Source organism: Pseudomonas sp. IT-P4 (genome assembly GCF_949767755.1).
Lineage (GTDB): Bacteria > Pseudomonadota > Gammaproteobacteria > Pseudomonadales > Pseudomonadaceae > Aquipseudomonas > Aquipseudomonas monachiensis.
Genome location: NZ_CATKPX010000023.1, coordinates 58,515 through 79,631, shown reverse-complemented (window position 1 = coordinate 79,631; position 21,117 = coordinate 58,515). Strand labels below are relative to the sequence as shown.

The window sequence follows — 21,117 nt, the reverse complement described above, 5'->3', positions numbered from 1 at the left end:
GGAGCTGCCGAAGGTTGCGATCTCTTTAATCTTCAAACCGGATCGGGCATTTCTCTGCCCCTTCCAGTTTCCTCAGCTCTTCCACCACCTGCGGCCGGGCTCGGCGCAAGGTCAGGCTGCGGTCCTGGCGAAGCAGGCGCCGCGCTTCCTGGTGCAGCATTTCCACTCCTGAATAGTCGATGAAGTTGATCTGCTGCGCCTCGATCACCACGCGCGCGCCGTGCATGCGTTGCAGGCGCACTTGCAGGTAATGGCTGGCGCCGAAAAAGATCGAGCCGCCCACCCGCAGAATGTCTTCCTCGCCATCCCGCACATGCTGCACCCGTGGTTGCGATGTGCGCTTGAGGTAGAAAAAAAGCGAGGCCAGCACACCGGCGTAGATTGCCGTCTGCAATTCCAGCAGCAGGGTGGCGACGCAGGTCAGCGCCATGACCACGAATTCGGCGCGGCTGACCCGCAACAACGCGCGAATGCCGCGATGGTCCACCAGCCCCCAGGCGATCAACAGAATGCTGCCGGCCATGGCCGGAATCGGGATGTGCGCGATCAGGCTCGCGCCGAAGATCGCAAACAGCGCCACCCACAATGCCGAAAAAATCCCGGCCAGTGGCGAACAGGCCCCCGCTTCATAGCTCAGGCCTGAGCGAGTGAAGGAGCCGGCTGACAGTGATCCGGAAAAAAACGCACCGACGATGTTCGACAGGCCTTGGGCACGAACTTCCTGGTTCGCGTCGAGTAATTGCTGCGAACGTGCGGAGATCGAGCGGGCAATCGACAGGCTGGTGACCAACCCGAGCATTCCTACCGCCACCGCGCTGGGCAGCAGGCGCAGGATCAGATCAAGGTCCAGCGGCAATGGACTGAAGGGCGGCAGTTTGCCGGTAAAGGCGCTGACCAGTTGCACATGGCCGAACATTGATGGCCAGAGCCAAACCAGCAAGCCGCCGAGAACCAGGGTGATCAGGAGCGTCGGCCAGCGTGGCAGCAGCAGCTTGAGGATCACGCCCACCACCACCGTCGCCAGCCCCAGTACCAGTGAAGGCTTGTCCATTTCGCCGAGATGGCGCAACAAGGTGATGAAGCTATCCAGCGCGGTAGCCTGACTGGGCAAGTCCAGTCCCAGCAGGTTAGGCAATTGACCGATGGCAATCACCACGGCGGCACCCAGGGTGAAGCCGAGCACCACCGAATGCGAGACGAAATTCACCAGTGCGCCAAAGCGCAGCAATCCCAGCATCCACTGAAAGAGGCCGGCAAGAAACGTCAGCAACAGGATCAACATGACGTAGTCCTGCGACGCAGGAACGGCCAGAGGACTGACGCTGGCGTACAAGACAATGGAGATGGCCGCCGTAGGACCGCAGATCAAATGCCACGACGAGCCCCAGAGACAAGCGATCAACACCGGGATGATTGCGGCGTACAGGCCGTATTCCGGCGGCAGGCCGGCAATCAGTGCGTAGGCAATGGATTGCGGCAACGCGAGAATCGCGCCGCTGAGGCCAACGATCAGGTCGCGACCGACACTGGCGCGGGTTTGCCGGGGCAGCCAGGTGAGGAAGGGGAAGAGTGAATGGCGGCTTGGCAGGGCCATGGGGCCTCTCGGTTGGGGATTTTGCGCAAGGGTAGCAGGACAACGCGATCATTGTGGCGAGGGAGCTTGCTCCCGCTGGACCGCGTAGCGGTCCCAAAAGGGCAATCACGATGTGTCTGACTCATCGAGGTAACCGGATTGCGTCTGCTGCGCAGCCGAGCGGGAGCAAGCTCCCTCGCCACAGGTAATCATCAGAGTTTCGCTTTGACCGCTGGCAGCGCATCCTTGCCATCCACGGTCTTCACCCCATCGAGCCATTTATCCAGCACCGCCGGGTTGGCCTTGATCCACGCCTTGGCTGCGTCGGCATTGCTGACTTTCTTGTTCACCACCTCGGCCATGATGCTGTTCTCCATGTCCTGGGTGAAGCTCAGGTTGCTCAGCAGTTTGCCAACGTTCGGGCAGGCCTGTGCATAACCTTTGCGGGTCAGGGTATGCACGCTGCCGGTGTCACCGAAGTATTTCTCGCCACCCTTCAGATAGCGCATTTTCAGCTGCACGTTCATCGGGTGCGGCGTCCAGCCGAGGAAGGTCACGAATTTCTGCTTTTTCACCGCGCGGGACACTTCCGCCAGCATCGCCTGCTCGCTGGACTCGACCAGTTTCCACTGGCCCATGTCGAAATCGTTTTTCTTGATGATCTCTTGCAGAGAGATGTTCGCTGGAGCACCGGAGCCGATGCCGTAGATCTTGTGGTCGAACTTGTCGGCGTATTTGTTCAGGTCGGCAAAGTTATGCACACCCGCGTCCCACACGTAGTCCGGTACGGCGAGGGTGAATTCGGTGCCGTCGAGGTTCTTCGCCAATTGCGTGACATCGCCGTTGGCGACGAACTTGTCATAGAAGCCCTGCTGCGCCGGCATCCAGTTACCCAGGAATACATCGACCTGGCCATCCTTCAGCCCGCCAAAGGTGATCGGCACCGCGAGGGTGTCGACCTTGGCCTTGTAGCCCATGCCGTCCAGCAGAAACCCGGTGATGGCATTGGTCGCGGCGATGTCGCTCCAGCCCGGGTCGGCCATTTTCACGGTCTCGCAACTCTGATCGGCAAACGCCGATGCACTGCCCAGAGCCAGGAGCCCGACCGTCAGTACTGTGGATAACCTTTGCATGGACTTCCCCTTAACATTATTGGTTTTGGCAGGGTTGTGGATAACGTGCTTTACGCTCCAGATCGTCGAGGTCGATGTGGTTGCGCATGTACTGCTGACTGGCGTCCACCAGTGGCTGGTGATCCCAGCTCTTCAGCTTGCCGAGGGTCAGCGCCTCGGCCACGAAGCGTCGGCGCCGCTGGCTGGCGAGCACCTGCTGGTGAATCGCCGGAATGTTCCATTTGGCCCGCGCTTCGGCGAGAAAATCGTCGAACAACTGGCGATGTTGCGGCGAATGACTGAGTTCTTCCAGTTCGCGAGGGTCATTCTGTACGTCGAAGAGTAGGCAAGGGTCGTCTTCGCTGTAGATGAATTTGTAGGCACCACGGCGAATCATCATCAACGGGCTGACGGTGCCTTCGGCCATGTATTCGCCAAACACCTCGTCGTGACCGCCCTGCCCTTGCAGGTGCGGGACCAGCGAGCGGCCGTCCAGCGACAAGCCCGGTTCCAGCGAGCCGCCGGCCAATTCGACGAAGGTTGGCAACAGGTCCGCCGTGGAAACACTGGCGCTGACCCGGCTGGCACCGAACTGCCCTGGTGCGCTGACTAGCAGCGGCACCCGAGCGGCCATTTCATACCAGTGCATTTTGTACCAGAGGCCGCGCTCGCCGAGCATGTCGCCGTGGTCGCCGGAAAACACAATGATGGTGTCATCAATCAGCCCGGTATCCTCGAGAGTTTGCAGGAGCTTGCCGACGTTGCTGTCGATATAGCTGCACGCGCCGAAATAGGCGCGGCGGGCGTCGCGGATTTTATCCACAGGCAGCGGCTTGTCCCACAGGTCGTAGACCTTGAGCAGACGTTGCGAGTGCGGGTCGAGGTCATGCGGGTCCGGGGTTACAGGCAGCGGAATGTCTGCATCGTCGTACAAATCCCAGAAAGCCTTGGGAATCGTGTACGGATCGTGTGGGTGAGTCATGGAAACGGTCAGGCAGAACGGCTGGTCGCCGTCCTCGCGAATATGGTCGAACAGGTACTGCTGGGCCTTGAACACCACCTCTTCGTCGAAATCCAGTTGATTGGTGCGCACGCACGGGCCGGCTTGCAGTACCGACGACATGTTGTGGTACCAGGTCGGGCGCACGTCCGGCTCATCCCAGTTCACTGCCCAGCCGTAGTCAGCCGGATAGATGTCACTGGTCAGGCGTTCTTCGTAGCCATGCAGCTGGTCTGGCCCGCAGAAATGCATCTTGCCCGACAAGGCGGTGCGGTAGCCGAGGCGGCGGAGGTAGTGGGCGTAGGTCGGTACGTCGGCGGGGAAATCGGCGGCGTTGTCGTAGGCACCGATCTTGCTCGGCAACTGGCCGCTGACGAGGGTAAAACGCGATGGCGCGCACAATGGGCTGTTGCAATAAGCCGAGTCGAACACCACGCCTTGTGCGGCGAGGCGGCTGAGATTAGGCAGTTTGATGGGCGATGGGCCGTAGAACGGCAGCATTGGCGCGGCCATTTGATCGGCCATGATGAAAAGAATGTTCTTGCGCTTCATGTGATCGCGGCATTCCATAGTGGATGTTTATGCGAGAGTGCTGGTTTCGAGAATGAAACCCTCACAGCTTGCGGTAAAGCCCACGCGCGGCAATGACTAGGATAAGCACAGCTTATGTATGACGCCCTTGGTGACCTGTCACTGGATCTGCTTCGTGCCTTCGAAGCGGCGGCCCGTCAGCGAAGTTTTACCGCCGCGGCGGTTGAGCTGGGCACCACGCAACCGGCCATCAGCCAGCAGATCAAGCGCCTGGAAGAGCAACTGTCGACACGCCTGTTCGATCGCATTTACCGTGGAATCGAACTGACTGAGGCCGGGCAGATCCTTTTCGAGCAGGTTCAGCTAGGTTTGCAGAATATCGACGCAGGATTGAGCGCGATCAGCGCACAGCAACAGCATGAAGTGCTGCAGGTGGCCACGGATTTTGCCTTCGCCGCCTATTGGTTGATGCCGCGTCTGCACCGCTTTCACGCGGCCAATCCGCAGGTGGATGTCAGCCTGGTCACCAGTGAACGCAGCCATAACATGCTACGTACCGATATCGATGTGGCGGTACTGTTCGGCGATGGCCGCTTCAAGCAGGGTGAAAGCCATTGGCTGTTCAGCGAAGAAGTGTTTCCGGTGTGCAGCCCGCAGTTGTTGAGCGAACGTCCCCTGCCCTTGCCGGCCCACGCATTGCTGGAGTTTCCGTTGCTGCACCTGCGTGGGGAGCACAGCAGTAACTGGTTCGACTGGAGTGGTGTGTTCCGCGAACTGGGCATCACTTCGCCCCCGGCACCCGGGCAGTTGCGCTTCGACAATTACACCTTGCTGATTCAGGCCGCGATTGGTGGCCAAGGCGTTGCCATCGGCTGGCGCCACCTTGTGGATAACTTGCTGACGCAGGGGTTGTTGTGTCGACCGATCGGCGAAACGGTGATGTCGAGGCTGGGTTACTACGTGGTGTTGCCCCAGCGCAAACGACGCGGAGCGTTGATCCAGCAGTTTGTGGATTGGTTGATGGCAGAGCAGGCCAGCAGTGCGCAATCACTCAACGGGCTGACACTGCCGTCCATTGCGGTTTAGCTGTCGGTGGCGATGAAGTTGACGTGCTCTCGGATGTGCAGGTTCAAGTGCAATTCATCGGCAATGCCCGCGGCGGTGCGGGCCAGTCGTCCGAGTGGTTCGGCCAGTCCCGGCTCGAGGTTGCCCCCGATTTGGGCAAAGTGTTCGATGGTCAGTCCCGGTACGCCGCGCGGTTCGTTAACCATCGTCCACTGCAAAGGGCTGCTCTGCAGTGCTTCGCGGATTTCCTCGGCGGCGTGACGTTCCAAGCTGTCCTCGGTTTCCGGATCGTCCAGCACGTCGAAATCACCCACCAGAAACAATCGGGCGATTTTTGCTGCCTGCATGCCATCGATTAGCGCATCTACTGCCAGCACCTGCTCTACCGGGCCCGGTACGATGGTTTTTTCCACGTGTTCGCTGCTGAACGGTAAACCTGGAGCGTCCAGTAGGCAGATGACCACGGAGCTGCCGGCCACACTCTGCTTGACCCGTTGCGCGTCGAACAGGTCGCCAGTCTTGGTGCGCAGCCCCGGACGGGGTGCCAGCGCATTGAGGTCATCGAGAATTGCGATCACTTCATGCTGGCGCCGCAGCATCTCAGCCATCAGCGCACTGCCCAGGCTACTCATGGCACCATAAAGCACCACTTTCACGACGGGGGTTTCGGCATTTTTCATGGCTGGGCTTCCTGTTTTCCAGCGCCTGTATGATGTTTGACCCGCAGGAACCAGCAAGGGTTCGAACAGTTTTCAGAGGGGTTCAGATGCAGCAGATCAGGGGTTACCACGCCCACGTTTATTTCGATGCCAGCACAATCGGGCAGGCGCGGGCCTTGTGTGAGCAGGCGGCGCAATTGTTTCCACTGAAAATGGGCCGCGTGCATGAGCGCCTGGTCGGTCCGCACCCGGACTGGAGCTGCCAGTTGGCGTTCGAGCCGCAGGTGCTGGGTGACGTGCTGCCGTGGCTGGTGCTCAACCGCAAGGGGCTGGTGGTGTTTCTGCACCCGGAGACCGGCAACGACCTGCTCGACCACACCGAGCACGCGATCTGGATGGGCGCTATTCGGCCGTTTGACCTGACGGTTTTTTGATCAGAGTGTTTCTCCGGCCTCACCGGGCAGGTGTTCGTCCAGATGCAGCCACGGCAAGCGGCTGTCGGTCCAGATGTGCCGCTCGGCCGGCGCTTGCTCTGGATGGTCGAGGGTGGCGATGGTCAGGTCGATGCTTTTCGGGCTCAGGTGCGTCACCAGCGCCAACTGCGCCCCGCAGTGGCCGCAGAAATATCGCGCGCAGGTGGATGAAGAATCATAGCGCGACGGCGTCCCGGCCAGCCATTGAAAGGCCGATACCGGCACGGTGATCCAGGTGGTCACGATGCCGCCGCTAACCCGTCGGCAAATCGAACAATGGCAGTGGGCGATATCGTGCAGCGGCCCGCTGAATTGATAGCGCAATTGCCCGCAGTGGCAGCCCCCGGTGTGAACTTCGCCCACGTTCAACCTCCCGCCCTGCGTTCAGGGACTTGAAACCCAATCCGACGATCGGTTGCACATCCGGTCCTTGCTTTCATTGGCGAAAGCTGGCTGAAAGCTTCCCCGATTAGGATCGCCCCCACTACCGGCAACAGACCGGTTGGCCAATGCCAGCGTTTTATCGCTCGCACAGCCCATTTAACAACAACAATGGTGATTCTGATGTCCTCTTCTATCCGCCGCTTCGCTGCTACTCCGCCCGTACGTCTCGTGCTTCCCGTTCTGCGCTGATCCCGCCCGATCCGCCCATTCCCTAGCCGCGCTACGCCTGGAGTATTCCCATGCTGACTTTCCTTGGCTTCGCCATGGTCATCACGTTCATGTTCCTGATCATGACCAAGCGCCTGTCCGCGCTGATCGCCCTGATCATCATTCCAATCATCTTTGCCCTGTTCGGCGGTTTTTCGCCGAAGATCGGCCCGATGATGCTCGAGGGCATTACCAAGCTTGCGCCGACCGGCGTGATGCTGATGTTCGCTATCCTGTACTTCGCCCTGATGATCGACTCCGGCCTGTTCGACCCGGCTGTGCGCAAGATTCTCAAACTGGTCAAGGGCGACCCGCTGAAAGTTTCGGTCGGCACCGCCGTTCTGGCGCTCGTTGTCTCCCTCGATGGTGACGGCGCGACCACTTACATGATCTGCGTGGCCGCCATGCTGCCGCTCTACAGCCGTATCGGCATGAGCCCGCGGATCATGGCCGGCCTGATCATCCTCGCCGGTGGCGTGATGAACATGACCCCATGGGGCGGTCCGACCGCTCGCGCTGCCAGTGCGTTGCATGTGGACCCGTCCGACATCTTCGTACCGATGATTCCTGCGATGCTGGCTGGTGTAGTGGCGATCCTGGTCATTGCCTACTTCTACGGCAAGCGTGAGCGTGCACGCCTGGGTGAACTGCACCTGGTTGGCGATGAAATCGATCACAGCGAAATCAGCGTTTCGCAGTTCCCGGATGCCCGTCGTCCGAAGCTGATCTGGTTCAACGGCGCCCTGACCCTGGCCCTGATGGGCACCCTGATCGGTGGCCTGCTGCCGTTGCCGGTGCTGTTCATGGTGGCGTTCAGTATCGCCATGATCGTCAACTATCCTTGCCTGCAACAACAGAAGGATCGTGTCGCGGCCCACGCCGGTAGCGTGCTGGCGGTGGTCGGGTTGATCTTTGCGGCCGGTATCTTCACCGGTATCCTGACCGGCACCGGGATGGTCGACGCCATGTCGAAAAGCCTGTTGGCGGTGATTCCGGACTTCCTCGGCCCGTACCTGGCGGTGATCACGGCACTGGTAAGCATGCCGTTCACTTTCTTCATGTCGAACGATGCATTTTATTACGGCGTGTTACCGGTTCTTGCCGAAGCCGCCAGCCATTACGGTATAACCGCCGTGGAAATGGCACGTGCCTCGATCGTCGGTCAGCCCGTCCATCTGTTGAGCCCGCTGGTTCCATCGACCTACCTGTTGGTGGCCCTGGCAGGCATCGATTTCGGTGACCACCAGCGCTTCACCCTGAAGTGGGCAGTGCTGGTTTGTATCTGCATACTGATTGCTGCACTGCTGTTGGGGACTTTCCCGGTGTTCAGCACTCTATAAGCCCAAGACTCACCACTTCGGGTCCAGGCTTCGCTGTTTGAAGCCCGGGCCCGTTGTGGTTTAACAATCGCTCAAAGGAATACACATGGAATGGCTGACCAACCCTGAAATCTGGGTTGCCTTCTTCACCCTGACCGCCCTGGAAATCGTCCTGGGTATCGATAACATCATCATGATTTCGATCCTGGTCAGCCGCATGCCCAAGCACATGCAGGCACGCACCCGGATTTTCGGTCTGGCGCTGGCCATGATCACGCGAATCCTGCTTCTGCTGTCGATCACCTGGGTCATGCGCCTCACGGCGGACCTGTTCGTCGTATTCGGCCAGGGTATTTCCGGACGCGACCTGATCCTGTTCTTCGGTGGTCTGTTCCTGCTGTGGAAAAGCTCGCAAGAGATGTACCACGCGCTGGAAGGTGAAGATGAAAGCAACGACGAACCTTCGGGCAAGGGCGGAAACTTCCTCTACACCATCATCCAGATCGCGATCATCGACATCGTGTTCTCCCTGGACTCGGTGATCACCGCCGTTGGCATGGTCTCCCACGTACCGGTCATGGTCGCGGCAATCATCGTGGCGGTACTGGTGATGATGTGGGCATCCGGCACCATCAGTGAGTTTATCGACAAGCATCCATCGCTGAAGATGCTGGCGCTGTCGTTCCTGTTGATCGTCGGTACGGTGCTGATTGCCGAATCCCTGGACGTGCACGTGCCAAAAGGCTACGTCTACTTCGCCATGGCGTTCTCGCTGGCGGTGGAAGCGATCAACATCAGGATGCGCACTGCCATCGCGAAAAAGAAGAAACAGCAGGATCCGGTAAAGCTGCGCAAAGATATTCCGGGCCAGTAACCCGGTAGTACGCAACACCCTGTGGGAGCGAGCCTGCTCGCGATGGCGGTCTGTCAGTCAACATCAATGTTGGAGCTGATGGCCTCATCGCGAGCAGGCTCGCTCCCATTTTGTTTTTTGGCGGGTTGCATGAACGGGATTTCATGACAGTTTTGTTTCAATCCCTTCTTTGGCTATGCGATGCTGGCGCGCAGACCGTTAGCCAACTACAGCTTAAGTACAGAACGTAGAACGTTGCGCGGTACCGTCAACTTGCTCCTTTGGGGCGCTACACCACAGGGGGTCATTATGCTCACCCTGCTCAATTTGCTTTCTGCCGTGGCCCTGCTGATCTGGGGCACGCACATCGTCCGAACCGGCATCCTGCGGGTCTACGGCACCAACTTGCGGCATGTCATCAGCCATAACATGTCCAACCGCTGGCTGGCTTTCCTCTCCGGAATCGCTGTGACGGCGATGGTTCAGAGCAGCAACGCCACCGCCATGCTGGTCACTTCCTTTGTCGGCCAGGGCCTGATGGCGCTTACGCCGGCGTTGGTCACCATGCTCGGTGCCGATGTCGGTACGGCCTTGATGGCGCGGGTGCTGACGTTCGATCTGTCGTGGTTGTCGCCCCTGCTGATTTTTACCGGGGTGATTTTCTTTCTGTCGCGCAAGCAGACCCGACTCGGGCAGATGGGCCGTGTCGCCATTGGCTTGGGGTTGATCATTCTGGCGTTGCAACTGATTGTCGAAGCCGCGCACCCGATTACCCATGCCAAAGGGGTGAAGGTGATTTTCGCCTCGCTCACCGGCGACCTCCTGCTCGACGCCCTGGTCGGCGCGCTGTTCGCGATGGTTTCCTATTCCAGCCTGGCCGCTGTGTTGCTTACCGCGACTCTGGCGGGCGCCAACGTGATCAGCTTGCCGGTGGCCATCGGGCTAGTGATCGGTGCCAATATCGGCAGTGGTGTACTCGCTTTCCTCAGCACCAGCATGCAGAACGCCGCCGGGCGCCAAGTGGCGCTGGGCAGCCTGCTGTACAAACTGATTGGTCTTTTATTGATCATTCCGGTGCTCGATCCGCTGGTGCACTGGCTCGATGGCCTGGATTTCAGCCCTCAGGAAATGGTCATCGGCTTTCACCTGCTCTACAACATCGCGCGTTGCCTGATCCTGCTGCCAAGCGTTGGGCCGATGGCCAGGTTTTGTGCCTGGGTGCTGCCGGAGCGCCCGCTGGCCAACGGTACGGCCAAGCCCCGGCATCTTGACCCGACGGCGTTGGTCACCCCTGGCTTGGCGCTGGCCAATGCGGCCCGGGAAACCCTGCGCATGGGCGACCTGATCGACAACATGCTTGAAGCCATGCTGGATGTTTTGCACGGCAAGCAAACCGCCGTCACCCAGGAAATGCGCCGCCTGACCGACGATGTCGAAGCGCTCTACAGCGCGATCAAGTTGTACCTGGCGCAAATGCCCCGGGAAGATCTCAGCGATCAGGACAGCCGGCGCTGGGCGGAAATCATCGAACTGGCGATCAACCTGAAACTGGCCAGCGACTTGATCGAACGCATGCTGCGCAAGGTCCAGCAGCAGAAAACCTCGCAGCGCCGGTCGTTTTCCGAAGTCGGGCTGGACGAATTGACCGGGCTGCAAACTCAGTTGATCTCCAACCTGCGGCTCGGGATGTCGGTGTTTCTCAGTGGCGACCCGGAAAGTGCCCGCCAGTTGGTGCGTGAAAAACGTCGTTTCCGCGCACAGGAACGGCGCCTGGCCCACGCTCATGTCAGCCGCTTGCAACGAAAAATCGTGCAAAGTATCGAAACCAGTTCGTTGCACCTGGAACTGATCGCCGACATGAAACGTCTGAATTCGCTGTTTTGCAGCAGTGCCTACGTGGTGCTGGAAACATCGGAGACAGGTGCGCTGGTGGTCGACGATTTGAGCGACATCACTCATTCACCCTGAACGTCCGCAGTTGCCTGAAGTCTGTTGAACTTACGCCAGCCGTACGGAAGCTCGTTATGCGTTGTCTGTTGTTCGCTTGCCTGTTACTTGGCTCATTCCCGTCATTCGCTCTGGATCGCTTCCAGGTCGAGGGCTACACCCTGCGCAACGGTTTGCAGTTGCTGCTCAAACCCGGCACTGACCGCGGGCATGTGGCGATCCGGCTGGTGGTCGGCGTTGGCCTGGACGATTTCAAGTGTGAAGAAAAGGAGCTGCCGCATCTGCTGGAACACCTGTTGTTCAGCGGAATCGACGCCAGCGGCGAAGGCGGCCTGGAAGAAAGCATGCAGGCCCTGGGCGGTGAGTGGAACGCGTTCACCAGCAATGCCGATACGACCTTCGTCATCGAAGCCCCGGCGAAAAACCAGCGCAAGGTGCTTGACCTGTTGCTGGCGCTGCTGACCCAGACCCGCTTCGACGACAACGCCATCAACGCGGCCAAGCAAGTGGTCGAGCGTGAAGACGGCGGCCACTACTCGCACCTGCAACGCTGGCTCGATCGACAGGACCTCGGTCACACGGCCAGCAAACAACTGGCCGTGGAGCTGGGCCTCAAGTGCCCGGAGCGTGCGCAAGTCAATGACCTGACCCGTGAACAGCTGGAGCAGGTGCGCAAGGACTGGTATGCGCCGAACAACATGACCCTGATCGTGGTCGGCGACCTCGACAAGTTGCTGCCGGCCTATCTGGAGCGGGCGTATGGCGCGCTGGAAGCGATCACCCCTGGCGAGCATCCGCCGCTGCCGCAAATCCAGGCCAGCGCCGCCCATGAACGCACCTTGACCCACGGTCTGGTCGGCAACGGCGCCAAGTTACACTGGCTGGTGCCGGAGCCGGTACTGGAGGATGGGCACGATGAAACCTTCGATTTGCTCAAGGACTATCTGGATTGGGCGCTCTATCGCCAGTTGCGCCTGGCTCACGGTTTGTCCTACGGCCCGTGGGCGGAGCGCGAGGTGTTCGGCGGCGTGGGGTTCATGAGCCTCAATGCCGACCTTGAACGCGACGACGTGGCCGATGCCGAACAAGTACTTGAGGACCTGAAGGCCGGACTGCTCAAGGATGGCCTCAATGCTGATACCTTCAACCGCCTCAAGCAGGCCGCAATTGCCCGCCAGTCCTGGGCCGTGCAAGGCAACAGCGCGTTGGCCGACTACTACTGGAGCGCCATCGGCAACTACGAGGACGGTCGCTTCACCAACCCGACCCGGGAGCTGCAAGGGGTGACCCTGGAAGAAGCGAACAAGGCCGTGCGTGAGTTGCTCCTGCAACCGGGGTATTTGCGGATCGAGAAACCGTTGTTCAGTTATGACCAGTTGATGTGGCTGGCGGTCGGTGGGACGGGCTTGATCGTGTTGATGCTGGTGGGCTGGCGTTTGCATAGCAGGAAATAACCATTCCAGGTGACAACGGACTGAGAGGCCTTGCCGGTTCCCCCAGGTGCATGGTGTAACTGACCGTGAACCCTCGCCACAGAGCCGCACCAGCGGTACCCTGTCGAGGTTTTTTCCTACGACGACTGTGAAACCGCCGAATGCAAAACCTGACCTTTTTCGTACAGCGCATCCTCGAATTGATGAAGCGGTACCCTGGGGTCATTGCGCTCTGTGGTTTCATCTCGGGGGTGGGCAGTTTCATTCTGGTCGATCGCCAGCAAGGCCTGGCGAGCTGGATCACCACCATCATGCTGATCAGCTGGATCTGGCTGATGCTGGAAAACAGCCTGACCAAGCTGTTCAAGCGCATCTTCAAGCGAGAAATCCCGGAACCCTTGCTGCGTTACGCAACGCAGATGATCCATCAGGAAAGCCTGTTCTTTGTCCTGCCGTTCTTCTTCATCACTACGACGTGGAACAGTGGCCAGTTGTTTTTCACCGGGCTGCTCGGCGTCGCGGCGCTGATTTCGATCATCGACCCGCTCTACTACAAATGGCTGGCCCCACGGCGCTGGGCGTTTCTGGCCCTGCACACCCTGACCCTGTTCGCCGCGCTGCTCACCGCCTTGCCGGTGATCATGCACCTGACCACCGCGCAAAGTTTCAAATGGGCACTGGGTATCTCGGTGCTGCTGTCGTTCCCGAGCCTGGCGTCGATCTTCCCGATTCGTACCCTGCGCAATGCGCTGGCGATCTTGAGTATCACCCTGGGCATCGGCGCCGTTGGTTGGGAGCTGCGTTCGTGGGTGCCGCCAGCGACGCTGTGGATGACCGATGTGGCCATCAGCACGCAGATGCAAGACCGCACGCCGGGCGCCAGCCTCGACGAAGTCAGCGCCGAGCAGATTCGCAATGGCGGGCTCTACGCATACACCGCGATCAATGCCCCGCGTGGCCTGGACGAGCGGATTTATCACGTCTGGCAGTTCAACGGTAAAGAGGTCGACCGCATCCCCCTGGATATTCGTGGCGGGCGCAAGGAGGGTTACCGGGCCTGGACCCACAAGCAGAACTTCCCGGGCAACCCGGCCGGCAAATGGCAGGTTCGGGTGCTGACCGAAGATGGCCAGGTCATCGGCGTGCTGCGTTTCAAAGTCACGGACAGCACAGCGATCAAAGAAAAGTAATCCGGTTCGTGCTATTACGTAAATCTGCGTAATCACTGAACAAGCACGGAGCTTATGATCAGCAGCACGATGGCCGGCAACGCCCGATTGGACACGTCGATTACCCCTGCGCGGTTGCGGGTGACGGGCGACTGGACGCTTGCCCATTACGCTGACCTCAAGCTGTTGAGCGAAAAACTCCATGGCCAGTACGACGTCAACACCCCGATCGACCTCAATGGTCTAGGCGCCCTCGACACCGCTGGCGCCTCGCTGTTGGTCGAGCTGCTCGGCTCCGAGCGCCTCGGCCGTTCCGCCGAACACCCTGATTGCACACTCTCTGCCGCCGATCGTGCATTGCTGCAAACCGTCTACTGCTCGTTGACCGATTTCTGCGTACCGATCAAGGAACCGGAAGTCAGCGTTTCCATTCAGTTGCTGACCCGTATTGGCCGCGCGGTGGACACCGTCTGGCAGGACACCTTGCAACTGCTGGGTTTCGTCGGCCTGATCATCGAAACCATCGCCCGTGGCCTGTTCCGTCCCAAGCGCTGGCGCGTCACGCCGATGATCGCCCACATCGAACAGACCGGTCTCGACGCCGCGCCCATCGTTGCTTTGCTGACTTTTCTGGTGGGCGCCGTGGTGGCGTTTCTCGGCTCGACGGTGCTGGCCACTTTCGGCGCCACCGTCTTCACCGTGGACCTGGTGGGGTTTGCTTTCCTGCGCGAATTCGGTGTGTTGCTGACTGCAATCCTGATGGCCGGGCGCACCGCCAGTGCGTTCACGGCGCAAATCGGGTCGATGAAGGCCAACGAGGAAATCGATGCCATCCGCACCCTGGGCCTCGACCCCGTGGAGTTGCTGGTGGTGCCGCGGGTCCTGGCGTTGCTGATCGCCCTGCCGATGCTGACCTTCCTGGCGATGCTGTCGGGGATTATCGGCGGTGCCGTGGTCTGCGCGGTGGCGCTGGATATTTCGCCGGCGATGTTCCTGTCGCTGCTGCAAACGGACATCGGCGTTCAGCACTTTCTGGTGGGGATCGTCAAAGCGCCGGTGTTCGCCTTCCTCATCGCCGCCATCGGTTGCCTGGAAGGCTTCAAGGTCAGCGGCAGCGCTGAGTCTGTGGGCGCGCACACCACGTCGAGTGTGGTGCAGTCGATTTTCGTAGTGATCGTGATGGATGCGATTGCCGCGATGTTTTTCATGGAGATGGGTTGGTGAGTCGTATCCCCCGAGCGCCCTCCGAGGCGGTGATTGAAGTCCGTGGACTGTGCAACCGCTTTGGCCGCCAGAGCGTGCACGAAAACCTCGACCTGGACTTGTACAAGGGCGAGATCCTCGCCGTGGTCGGTGGCTCCGGCAGCGGCAAATCGGTGCTGCTGCGCAGCATTGTCGGGTTGCGCCAGCCCAGCGAAGGCGTGGTGAAAGTCTTCGGGAAAAACCTGCCGACCTTGTCCGAACACGAGCGTTCGCTGGTGGAGCGGCGATTCGGCGTGCTGTTCCAGAAAGGCGCGTTGTTCTCTTCGCTGACCGTGACCGAGAACGTCGCCCTGCCGCTGATCGAACACGCCGGCTTGAGCCGCAACGACGCCGAGCACCTGGCGGCGGTGAAAATGGCCCTGGCCGGGTTGCCGCTGTCGGCGGCGGAGAAATACCCGTCGTCGCTGTCCGGCGGCATGATCAAGCGCGCCGCCCTGGCCCGGGCATTGGCGCTGGACCCGGACATCCTGTTTCTCGACGAACCCACCGCCGGTCTCGACCCGATCGGCGCTGCCGCGTTCGACCAATTGATCCTGACCCTGCGCGATGCCCTGGGCCTGAGTGTCTTTCTGGTGACCCACGACCTCGACACGCTCTACACCATCACCGACCGGGTGGCGGTGCTGGCGCAGAAAAAAGTGCTGGTGGCGGATGCCATCGACAAGGTCTCGGAAACCGACGATGCGTGGATTCACGAATACTTCCATGGCCCTCGCGGCCGCGCGGCATTGACGGCCGCCCAACAGCTCAATGAGGTCTGACATGGAAACCCGAGCCCATCATGTATTGATCGGCCTGTTCACCGTTATTGTGGTGACGGCCGCGCTGCTGTTCGGCCTGTGGCTGGCCAAGTCCAGTGTCGACACCGAGTTCAAGGACTACGAAGTCGTGTTCAACGAGGCGGTCAGCGGTTTGTCCAAGGGCAGCTCGGTGCAATACAGCGGGATCAAGGTCGGCGATGTGATCTCGCTGCGCCTGGACCCGAAAGACCCGCGCCGGGTGCTGGCGCGAATTCGCCTGGCCGGCGATACCCCGGTCAAGGAAGACACCAATGCCAAGTTGGCCCTGACCGGCGTCACCGGGACTTCGATCATCCAGCTCAGCGGCGGCACGCCACAGAGCCCGACACTCAAGGGCAAGAATGGCAACCTGCCGACCATCGTCGCCTCGCCCTCGCCCATCGCCCGCCTGCTCAATGACAGCGAAGACCTGATGGCCGGGGTGACCACGCTGATGCATAACGCCAACCTGATGTTCTCCACGGAAAACATCGAGCGCATCAGCAATACCCTGGAGCACCTGGAGCAAACCACCGGGGCCATTGCCGATCAGCGCGGCGATATTCGCCAGGCCATGCAGCAACTGGCGTCGGTGGGCAAGCAGGCCAACACCATGCTGGAGCAGACCACGGCGCTGATGCGCAATGCCAACGGGCTGCTCAACGAGCATGGCAAGGAGGCGCTGGGCAGCGCCGAGCAGGCGATGAAGTCGCTGCAGGAGAGCAGTGCCACCCTCAACAAACTGATCACCGCCAATCAGGATTCGCTCAACAGCGGCATGCAAGGCCTCAATGGCCTGGGCCCGGCCGTTCGCGAGATGCGCGAAACCCTGAGTTCGTTGCGCACCATTACCACACGCCTGGAAGCCAACCCCAGCGGTTACCTGCTGGGCAGTGACAAGACCAAGGAATTCACACCATGAAGCTGATTCGGATTGCCCTCGTCGCTGGCTTCACGCTGATCAGTTCGTGCTCGATCCTGCCCAAGCCCGAGCCCTTCGAGGTCTATCGATTGCCATCGGCCCAGAGTGCATCGGCCAGCCATGGCACGCCGCAGCGCTGGTCGCTGCGCCTGAGCAAATTCCAGTCCAGCGAAGCGTTGAACAGTCCGAACATTGCCGTGATTCCCCAAGGTGATGTGATCAGCCACTACAAGGGTTCACGCTGGAGCGACCCGGCTCCGGTGCTGGTGCGCAATCGTCTGCTGGAAGGTTTCCAGTATGACGGACGGGTGCCATTGTTGAGCACCGATGACAGCATTTTCCAGACCGATCTTGAATTGGGCGGCAGCCTGCAGGCGTTCCAGACTGAATACCAGGGCATGAATGCCAGCGCGGTCGTGCGTCTGGATGCATTGCTGGTGCGCAGTTATGACCAGCGCATCCTCGCTAGCCGCCGCTTTGAAGTGCGCCAGCCACTCAGCGATGTGCAGGTTCCGGCGGTGGTGGTCGGGTTCGGTCAGGCGAACGATCAGTTGACCGCGCAGGTGGTGAACTGGGCGGTTGAGCAAGGGCAGAAATTGGCGCCACCGCCGAGACCTTGAGGAAGAACACAGTCCCCCTGTGGGATCGCCGCACCGCCGCTCCCACAGTTGATTTGTGTCGGCCTTATCAGCGCTGCAAAAACGCCTGATGCAACTCAGCCAGCGTTTCAAAGTGATACGCCGGCGCTTCGGCGCTCAACTCTTCATGGCTGCCGAACCCGTAGCCCACCGCCGCCGCGTCCAGGCCATTGCTGCGCGCGCCGATCAGGTCGTGCTTGCGGTCGCCGATCATCAGGGTGTTGGCCGGGTCCAGGCTTTCTTCGGCCATCAGGTGAGCGATCAACTCGACCTTGTTGGTCCGGGTGCCGTCCAGTTCGCTGCCGTAAATCACCTTGAAGTGTTTGGCAAAGTCGAAATGCCGGGCGATTTCCCGGGCGAACACCCAGGGTTTCGAGGTAGCGATGTACAACTGACGCCCTTGTCCGCCCAGGGTTTCCAGCAGCGGCATGACGCCATCGAACACGCGGTTTTCGTAGAGACCGGTGACCTTGAAGCGTTCGCGGTAGAAATTCACCGCCTCCCACGCCTTCGGCTCGTCGAAGTCGTAGAACTGCATGAACGCCTGCAACAGCGGCGGGCCGATGAAGTGTTCGAGTTTCGCCAGGTCCGGCTCATCGATACCCAGTTTGCACAGGGCGAACTGGATCGAACGGGTGATGCCTTCGCGCGGGTCCGTCAGGGTGCCATCGAGGTCGAACAAAACGGTTTGGTAATGCATGTCGAATCCTGAATAAGGGGGCCGGGTCAAAGCTGGTCGTAGCCTTCGGTCAGATGCAGCTCCTTGAGCTTCACGTAGTTCGCCGCGCTGTAGGTGAAAAAGGCGCGCTCCTTGTCAGTCAGCGGGCGGATCTGCTTCACCGGACTGCCCACATACAGGAAGCCGCTTTGCAGATGCTTGCCCGGCGGCACCAGGCTGCCGGCACCGATGATCACATCATCGTCGACCACTGCGCCGTCCATGACGATGCTGCCCATGCCGATCAACACCCGGCTGCCTACCGAACAACCATGCAGCATGACCTTGTGGGCGATGGTCACGTCATCGCCGATCAGCAACGGAAAGCCGTCCGGGTTGAACGGCCCGGCGTGGGTGATGTGCAACACGCAGCCATCCTGCACGCTGGTGCGCGCGCCGATGCGGATGCGGTGCATGTCGCCACGGATCACGGTCAGCGGCCAGACCGAGCTGTCTTCGCCAATTTCAACGTCGCCGATCACCACCGCCGAGCCGTCGACAAAAGCGCCTTTACCCAGCAGCGGCGTGTGGTTCTGATACTTGCGAAGGTTCACGATAGGGTTTCTCTCTGTTGCTGATAGCTGCGGTGAACGTCGATTGTAATTAAGATGGCTGCATGTTTCTCCAGCCAAGGTATCAACCGTGAGCGTGAACAACCCTCTTTTGCAGTCCTATGACCTGCCGCCGTTCTCCGCCATCCGCGCCGAACACGTACAACCGGCCATTGAACAGATCCTGGCTGACAACCGTGTCGCCATCGTCGAGATCCTCAAGACCCAGGTCAAACAGCCAACATGGGCTGGCCTGGTGCTGGCGATGGACGAACTCAACGACCGCCTGGGCGCCGCCTGGAGCCCGGTCAGCCACCTCAATGCCGTGTGCAACAGCGCCGAACTGCGTGAAGCCTACGAGTCGTGCCTGCCGGCCTTGAGCGCCTACTCCACCGAAATGGGTCAGAACCGCGAACTGTTCCAGGCTTTCGAAGCCCTGGCCAACAGTCCGGAGGCCGCCGGTTTCGACGTGGCGCAGAAAACTATCCTGGAACACTCCCTGCGTGACTTCCGTCTGTCGGGTATCGACCTGCCGGAAGCCGAACAGAAGCGTTACGCCGAAGTGCAGAGCAAGCTGTCCGAACTGGGCAGCCGTTTCTCCAACCAATTGCTCGATGCCACTCAAGCCTGGACCAAGCACATCACCGATGAAGCAGCCCTCGCCGGCCTGACCGACTCGGCCAAGGCGCAAATGGCCGCCGCGGCTCAGGCCAAGGACCTGGACGGCTGGCTGATCACCCTGGAATTCCCGAGCTATTACGCGGTGATGACCTACGCCCAGGACCGCGCACTGCGTGAAGAAGTCTATGCGGCCTACTGCACCCGTGCGTCGGACCAGGGCCCGAATGCCGGCCAGAACGATAACGGCCCGGTCATGGAAGAAATCCTCGACCTGCGTCAGGAACTGGCCAAGCTGCTGGGTTTCAGCAGTTTCTCTGAGCTGAGCCTGGCGACCAAAATGGCCGAGTCCAGCGATCAGGTGCTGAGCTTCCTGCGTGACCTGGCCAAGCGCAGCAAGCCGTTCGCCACCCAGGATCTTGAGCAGCTCAAGGCTTATGCCGCTGAACAGGGCTGCCCGGATCTGCAAAGCTGGGACAGCGGTTTCTACGGCGAAAAACTCCGTGAACAACGCTACAGCGTGGCCCAGGAAGCCCTGCGCGCCTACTTCCCGATCGACAAGGTGCTCAGTGGCCTGTTCGCCATTGTCCAGCGCCTGTACGGCATCGAGATTGCCGAACAGAAGGGTTTCGACACCTGGCACCCGGATGTCCGCCTGTTTGAAATCAAGGAAAACGGCCAGCACGTCGGCCGCTTCTTCTTCGACCTGTACGCCCGCGCCAACAAGCGTGGCGGTGCGTGGATGGATGGCGCCCGCGACCGTCGTCGCACCGCTGGCGGTGTATTGCAAAGCCCGGTGGCCAACCTGGTGTGCAACTTCACCCCGGCCGACAGCGGCAAGCCTGCGCTGCTGACCCACGACGAAGTCACCACCCTGTTCCACGAGTTCGGTCACGGCCTGCATCACCTCCTGACCCGCGTCGAGCATGCTGGTGTGTCCGGCATCAACGGCGTGGCCTGGGATGCGGTCGAGCTGCCGAGCCAGTTCATGGAAAACTGGTGCTGGGAGCCGGAAGGACTGGCGCTGATTTCCGGTCACTATGAATCCGGCGAACCGCTGCCCCAGGATCTGCTCGGGAAAATGCTCGCGGCGAAAAATTTCCAGTCCGGCCTGATGATGGTCCGCCAATTGGAGTTCTCGCTGTTCGACTTCGAACTGCACGCTACCCACGGCGACGGCCGCAGCGTGCTGCAAGTGCTTGAAGGCGTGCGCGATGAAGTCTCGGTGATGCGTCCACCGGCCTACAACCGTTTCCCTAACAGCTTCGCTCACATCTTCGCTGGCGGTTACGCAGCGGGTTACTACAGCTACAAATGGGCTGAAGTACTGTCGGCCGATGCGTTCTCGAAGTTCGAAGAAGAAGGCGTGCTCAACGCCGATACCGGTCGTGCGTTCCGCGAAGCAATCCTGGCCCGTGGCGGCTCCCAGGAGCCGATGGTGCTGTTCGTCGACTTCCGTGGTCGTGAGCCATCAATTGACGCACTCTTGCGCCACAGCGGCCTGAGTGAGGACGCGGCAGCATGAGTGAGGGACCTGTGATTACGAAAAAACGCTTTATCGCCGGGGCGGTCTGCCCGGCATGCAGCGAGCCGGACAAATTGATGATGTGGAATGAAGACCAGGTCCCGCACCGAGAGTGCGTGGCCTGCGGTTACTCCGACACACTTAATGAGCAAGGGCTTTCGGTGCCCAAGGAGTTGGGTACGCGGGTTAACACCAGCGCACCCAAACCTGCCGACACCAAGGTTCAGGCGGTTCAGTTCTTCCCGAATCCGAAATTGAAGAAAAAGCCTGACGAACAACACTGAGTGAAAAAAAGCCCCCGTTGCGCCATGCAGCGGG

General features: G+C 60.3%; 20 protein-coding genes. 13 read left to right on the top strand and 7 right to left on the bottom strand.

Annotated elements, in window-relative coordinates; all coding sequences use genetic code 11:
• Window positions 1–25: 25 nt before the first annotated feature.
• The 3 genes from ACM6IT_RS06865 to betC all read right to left on the bottom strand — a co-directional run bounded on the left by ACM6IT_RS06865 (window position 26) and on the right by betC (window position 4,237).
• Entirely contained in the window at window positions 26–1,594 is a 1,569-nt protein-coding gene (locus ACM6IT_RS06865; RefSeq protein ID WP_414917738.1) for a SulP family inorganic anion transporter, read from the bottom strand.
• 191 nt (window positions 1,595–1,785) lie between these two features.
• Window positions 1,786–2,706 (bottom strand): choline ABC transporter substrate-binding protein, encoded by a 921-nt coding sequence (gene choX, locus ACM6IT_RS06860; protein WP_414913597.1) that lies wholly within the window; start codon window positions 2,704–2,706, stop codon window positions 1,786–1,788.
• 16 nt (window positions 2,707–2,722) lie between these two features.
• Entirely contained in the window at window positions 2,723–4,237 is a 1,515-nt protein-coding gene (gene betC, locus ACM6IT_RS06855) for a choline-sulfatase (protein WP_414917737.1), read from the bottom strand.
• Window positions 4,238–4,351: 114 nt separating this feature from the next.
• Between betC and ACM6IT_RS06850 the strand changes: the two genes are divergently transcribed.
• Window positions 4,352–5,302: a choline sulfate utilization transcriptional regulator gene (locus ACM6IT_RS06850; RefSeq protein ID WP_056726751.1), complete on the top strand. Its 951-nt coding sequence runs from the start codon at window positions 4,352–4,354 to the stop codon at window positions 5,300–5,302.
• On the opposite strand, the gene ACM6IT_RS06845 is transcribed toward ACM6IT_RS06850, so the two are convergent.
• A complete protein-coding gene (locus ACM6IT_RS06845; protein ID WP_414913599.1) occupies window positions 5,299–5,961 on the bottom strand; it encodes an NAD(P)-dependent oxidoreductase in 663 nt (220 codons plus the stop codon). The genes ACM6IT_RS06850 and ACM6IT_RS06845 overlap by 4 nt on opposite strands.
• A gap of 86 nt (window positions 5,962–6,047) precedes the next feature.
• On the opposite strand from ACM6IT_RS06845, the gene ACM6IT_RS06840 reads away from it, so the two are divergent.
• On the top strand, window positions 6,048–6,374 hold the full coding sequence (locus ACM6IT_RS06840) for a DOPA 4,5-dioxygenase family protein (protein ID WP_414917736.1): 327 nt from the start codon (window positions 6,048–6,050) through the stop codon (window positions 6,372–6,374).
• On the opposite strand, the gene ACM6IT_RS06835 is transcribed toward ACM6IT_RS06840, so the two are convergent.
• Window positions 6,375–6,776, bottom strand: coding sequence for a GFA family protein (locus tag ACM6IT_RS06835; protein ID WP_414913601.1), 402 nt, complete (start codon window positions 6,774–6,776; stop codon window positions 6,375–6,377). It lies immediately after the preceding gene.
• Between the two features lie 320 nt (window positions 6,777–7,096).
• Here ACM6IT_RS06835 and ACM6IT_RS06830 point away from each other — a divergent pair, with 320 nt between their 5' ends.
• The 9 genes from ACM6IT_RS06830 (at window position 7,097) to ACM6IT_RS06790 (ending at window position 17,369) form a co-directional block, all read left to right on the top strand.
• Window positions 7,097–8,404 (top strand): CitMHS family transporter, encoded by a 1,308-nt coding sequence (locus ACM6IT_RS06830; RefSeq protein ID WP_056726747.1) that lies wholly within the window; start codon window positions 7,097–7,099, stop codon window positions 8,402–8,404.
• A gap of 85 nt (window positions 8,405–8,489) precedes the next feature.
• Entirely contained in the window at window positions 8,490–9,257 is a 768-nt protein-coding gene (locus ACM6IT_RS06825; protein ID WP_056726746.1) for a TerC family protein, read from the top strand.
• A gap of 288 nt (window positions 9,258–9,545) precedes the next feature.
• Entirely contained in the window at window positions 9,546–11,204 is a 1,659-nt protein-coding gene (locus tag ACM6IT_RS06820; RefSeq protein WP_056726745.1) for a Na/Pi cotransporter family protein, read from the top strand.
• A 56-nt stretch (window positions 11,205–11,260) separates the two neighbouring features.
• Window positions 11,261–12,637, top strand: coding sequence for a M16 family metallopeptidase (locus ACM6IT_RS06815; protein ID WP_056726744.1), 1,377 nt, complete (start codon window positions 11,261–11,263; stop codon window positions 12,635–12,637).
• 140 nt (window positions 12,638–12,777) lie between these two features.
• A complete protein-coding gene (locus ACM6IT_RS06810; protein ID WP_056726743.1) occupies window positions 12,778–13,806 on the top strand; it encodes a DUF5924 family protein in 1,029 nt (342 codons plus the stop codon).
• A 54-nt stretch (window positions 13,807–13,860) separates the two neighbouring features.
• Window positions 13,861–15,009 (top strand): ABC transporter permease, encoded by a 1,149-nt coding sequence (locus ACM6IT_RS06805; RefSeq protein WP_056726742.1) that lies wholly within the window; start codon window positions 13,861–13,863, stop codon window positions 15,007–15,009.
• On the top strand, window positions 15,006–15,809 hold the full coding sequence (locus ACM6IT_RS06800) for an ABC transporter ATP-binding protein (RefSeq protein ID WP_223542692.1): 804 nt from the start codon (window positions 15,006–15,008) through the stop codon (window positions 15,807–15,809). The genes ACM6IT_RS06805 and ACM6IT_RS06800 overlap by 4 nt, the downstream gene beginning before the upstream one ends.
• Before the next feature lies 1 nt (window position 15,810).
• The gene (locus ACM6IT_RS06795) at window positions 15,811–16,749 is read left to right on the top strand and encodes an MlaD family protein (RefSeq protein ID WP_056726740.1); all 939 of its coding nucleotides are present in this window, start codon (window positions 15,811–15,813) and stop codon (window positions 16,747–16,749) included.
• Entirely contained in the window at window positions 16,746–17,369 is a 624-nt protein-coding gene (locus ACM6IT_RS06790; RefSeq protein WP_414917735.1) for an ABC-type transport auxiliary lipoprotein family protein, read from the top strand. Before ACM6IT_RS06795 ends, ACM6IT_RS06790 begins: the two co-directional genes overlap by 4 nt.
• A 67-nt stretch (window positions 17,370–17,436) precedes the next feature.
• On the opposite strand, the gene ACM6IT_RS06785 is transcribed toward ACM6IT_RS06790, so the two are convergent.
• Both ACM6IT_RS06785 and ACM6IT_RS06780 read right to left on the bottom strand, forming a co-directional pair.
• Window positions 17,437–18,087 (bottom strand): HAD family hydrolase, encoded by a 651-nt coding sequence (locus tag ACM6IT_RS06785; RefSeq protein ID WP_414913603.1) that lies wholly within the window; start codon window positions 18,085–18,087, stop codon window positions 17,437–17,439.
• 26 nt (window positions 18,088–18,113) lie between these two features.
• On the bottom strand, window positions 18,114–18,659 hold the full coding sequence (locus ACM6IT_RS06780) for a gamma carbonic anhydrase family protein (RefSeq protein WP_414917734.1): 546 nt from the start codon (window positions 18,657–18,659) through the stop codon (window positions 18,114–18,116).
• An 88-nt stretch (window positions 18,660–18,747) separates the two neighbouring features.
• Here ACM6IT_RS06780 and prlC point away from each other — a divergent pair, with 88 nt between their 5' ends.
• Entirely contained in the window at window positions 18,748–20,799 is a 2,052-nt protein-coding gene (gene prlC / locus ACM6IT_RS06775) for an oligopeptidase A (protein ID WP_414913605.1), read from the top strand.
• Window positions 20,796–21,083: a YheV family putative zinc ribbon protein gene (locus ACM6IT_RS06770; RefSeq protein ID WP_056726735.1), complete on the top strand. Its 288-nt coding sequence runs from the start codon at window positions 20,796–20,798 to the stop codon at window positions 21,081–21,083. The genes prlC and ACM6IT_RS06770 overlap by 4 nt, the downstream gene beginning before the upstream one ends.
• Window positions 21,084–21,117: the final 34 nt, after the last annotated feature.

Excerpts from the sequence above, each read along its gene's own strand:
- ACM6IT_RS06865 (WP_414917738.1), bottom strand. The coding sequence starts at position 1,594 with ATGGCCCTGCCAAGCCGCCATTCACTCTTCCCCTTCCTCACCTGGCTG.
- choX (WP_414913597.1), bottom strand. The coding sequence starts at position 2,706 with ATGCAAAGGTTATCCACAGTACTGACGGTCGGGCTCCTGGCTCTGGGC.
- betC (WP_414917737.1), bottom strand. The coding sequence starts at position 4,237 with ATGAAGCGCAAGAACATTCTTTTCATCATGGCCGATCAAATGGCCGCG.
- ACM6IT_RS06850 (WP_056726751.1), top strand. The coding sequence starts at position 4,352 with ATGTATGACGCCCTTGGTGACCTGTCACTGGATCTGCTTCGTGCCTTC.
- ACM6IT_RS06845 (WP_414913599.1), bottom strand. The coding sequence starts at position 5,961 with ATGAAAAATGCCGAAACCCCCGTCGTGAAAGTGGTGCTTTATGGTGCC.
- ACM6IT_RS06840 (WP_414917736.1), top strand. The coding sequence starts at position 6,048 with ATGCAGCAGATCAGGGGTTACCACGCCCACGTTTATTTCGATGCCAGC.
- ACM6IT_RS06830 (WP_056726747.1), top strand. The coding sequence starts at position 7,097 with ATGCTGACTTTCCTTGGCTTCGCCATGGTCATCACGTTCATGTTCCTG.
- ACM6IT_RS06825 (WP_056726746.1), top strand. The coding sequence starts at position 8,490 with ATGGAATGGCTGACCAACCCTGAAATCTGGGTTGCCTTCTTCACCCTG.
- ACM6IT_RS06820 (WP_056726745.1), top strand. The coding sequence starts at position 9,546 with ATGCTCACCCTGCTCAATTTGCTTTCTGCCGTGGCCCTGCTGATCTGG.
- ACM6IT_RS06815 (WP_056726744.1), top strand. The coding sequence starts at position 11,261 with ATGCGTTGTCTGTTGTTCGCTTGCCTGTTACTTGGCTCATTCCCGTCA.
- ACM6IT_RS06810 (WP_056726743.1), top strand. The coding sequence starts at position 12,778 with ATGCAAAACCTGACCTTTTTCGTACAGCGCATCCTCGAATTGATGAAG.
- ACM6IT_RS06805 (WP_056726742.1), top strand. The coding sequence starts at position 13,861 with ATGATCAGCAGCACGATGGCCGGCAACGCCCGATTGGACACGTCGATT.
- ACM6IT_RS06795 (WP_056726740.1), top strand. The coding sequence starts at position 15,811 with ATGGAAACCCGAGCCCATCATGTATTGATCGGCCTGTTCACCGTTATT.
- ACM6IT_RS06790 (WP_414917735.1), top strand. The coding sequence starts at position 16,746 with ATGAAGCTGATTCGGATTGCCCTCGTCGCTGGCTTCACGCTGATCAGT.
- ACM6IT_RS06785 (WP_414913603.1), bottom strand. The coding sequence starts at position 18,087 with ATGCATTACCAAACCGTTTTGTTCGACCTCGATGGCACCCTGACGGAC.
- ACM6IT_RS06770 (WP_056726735.1), top strand. The coding sequence starts at position 20,796 with ATGAGTGAGGGACCTGTGATTACGAAAAAACGCTTTATCGCCGGGGCG.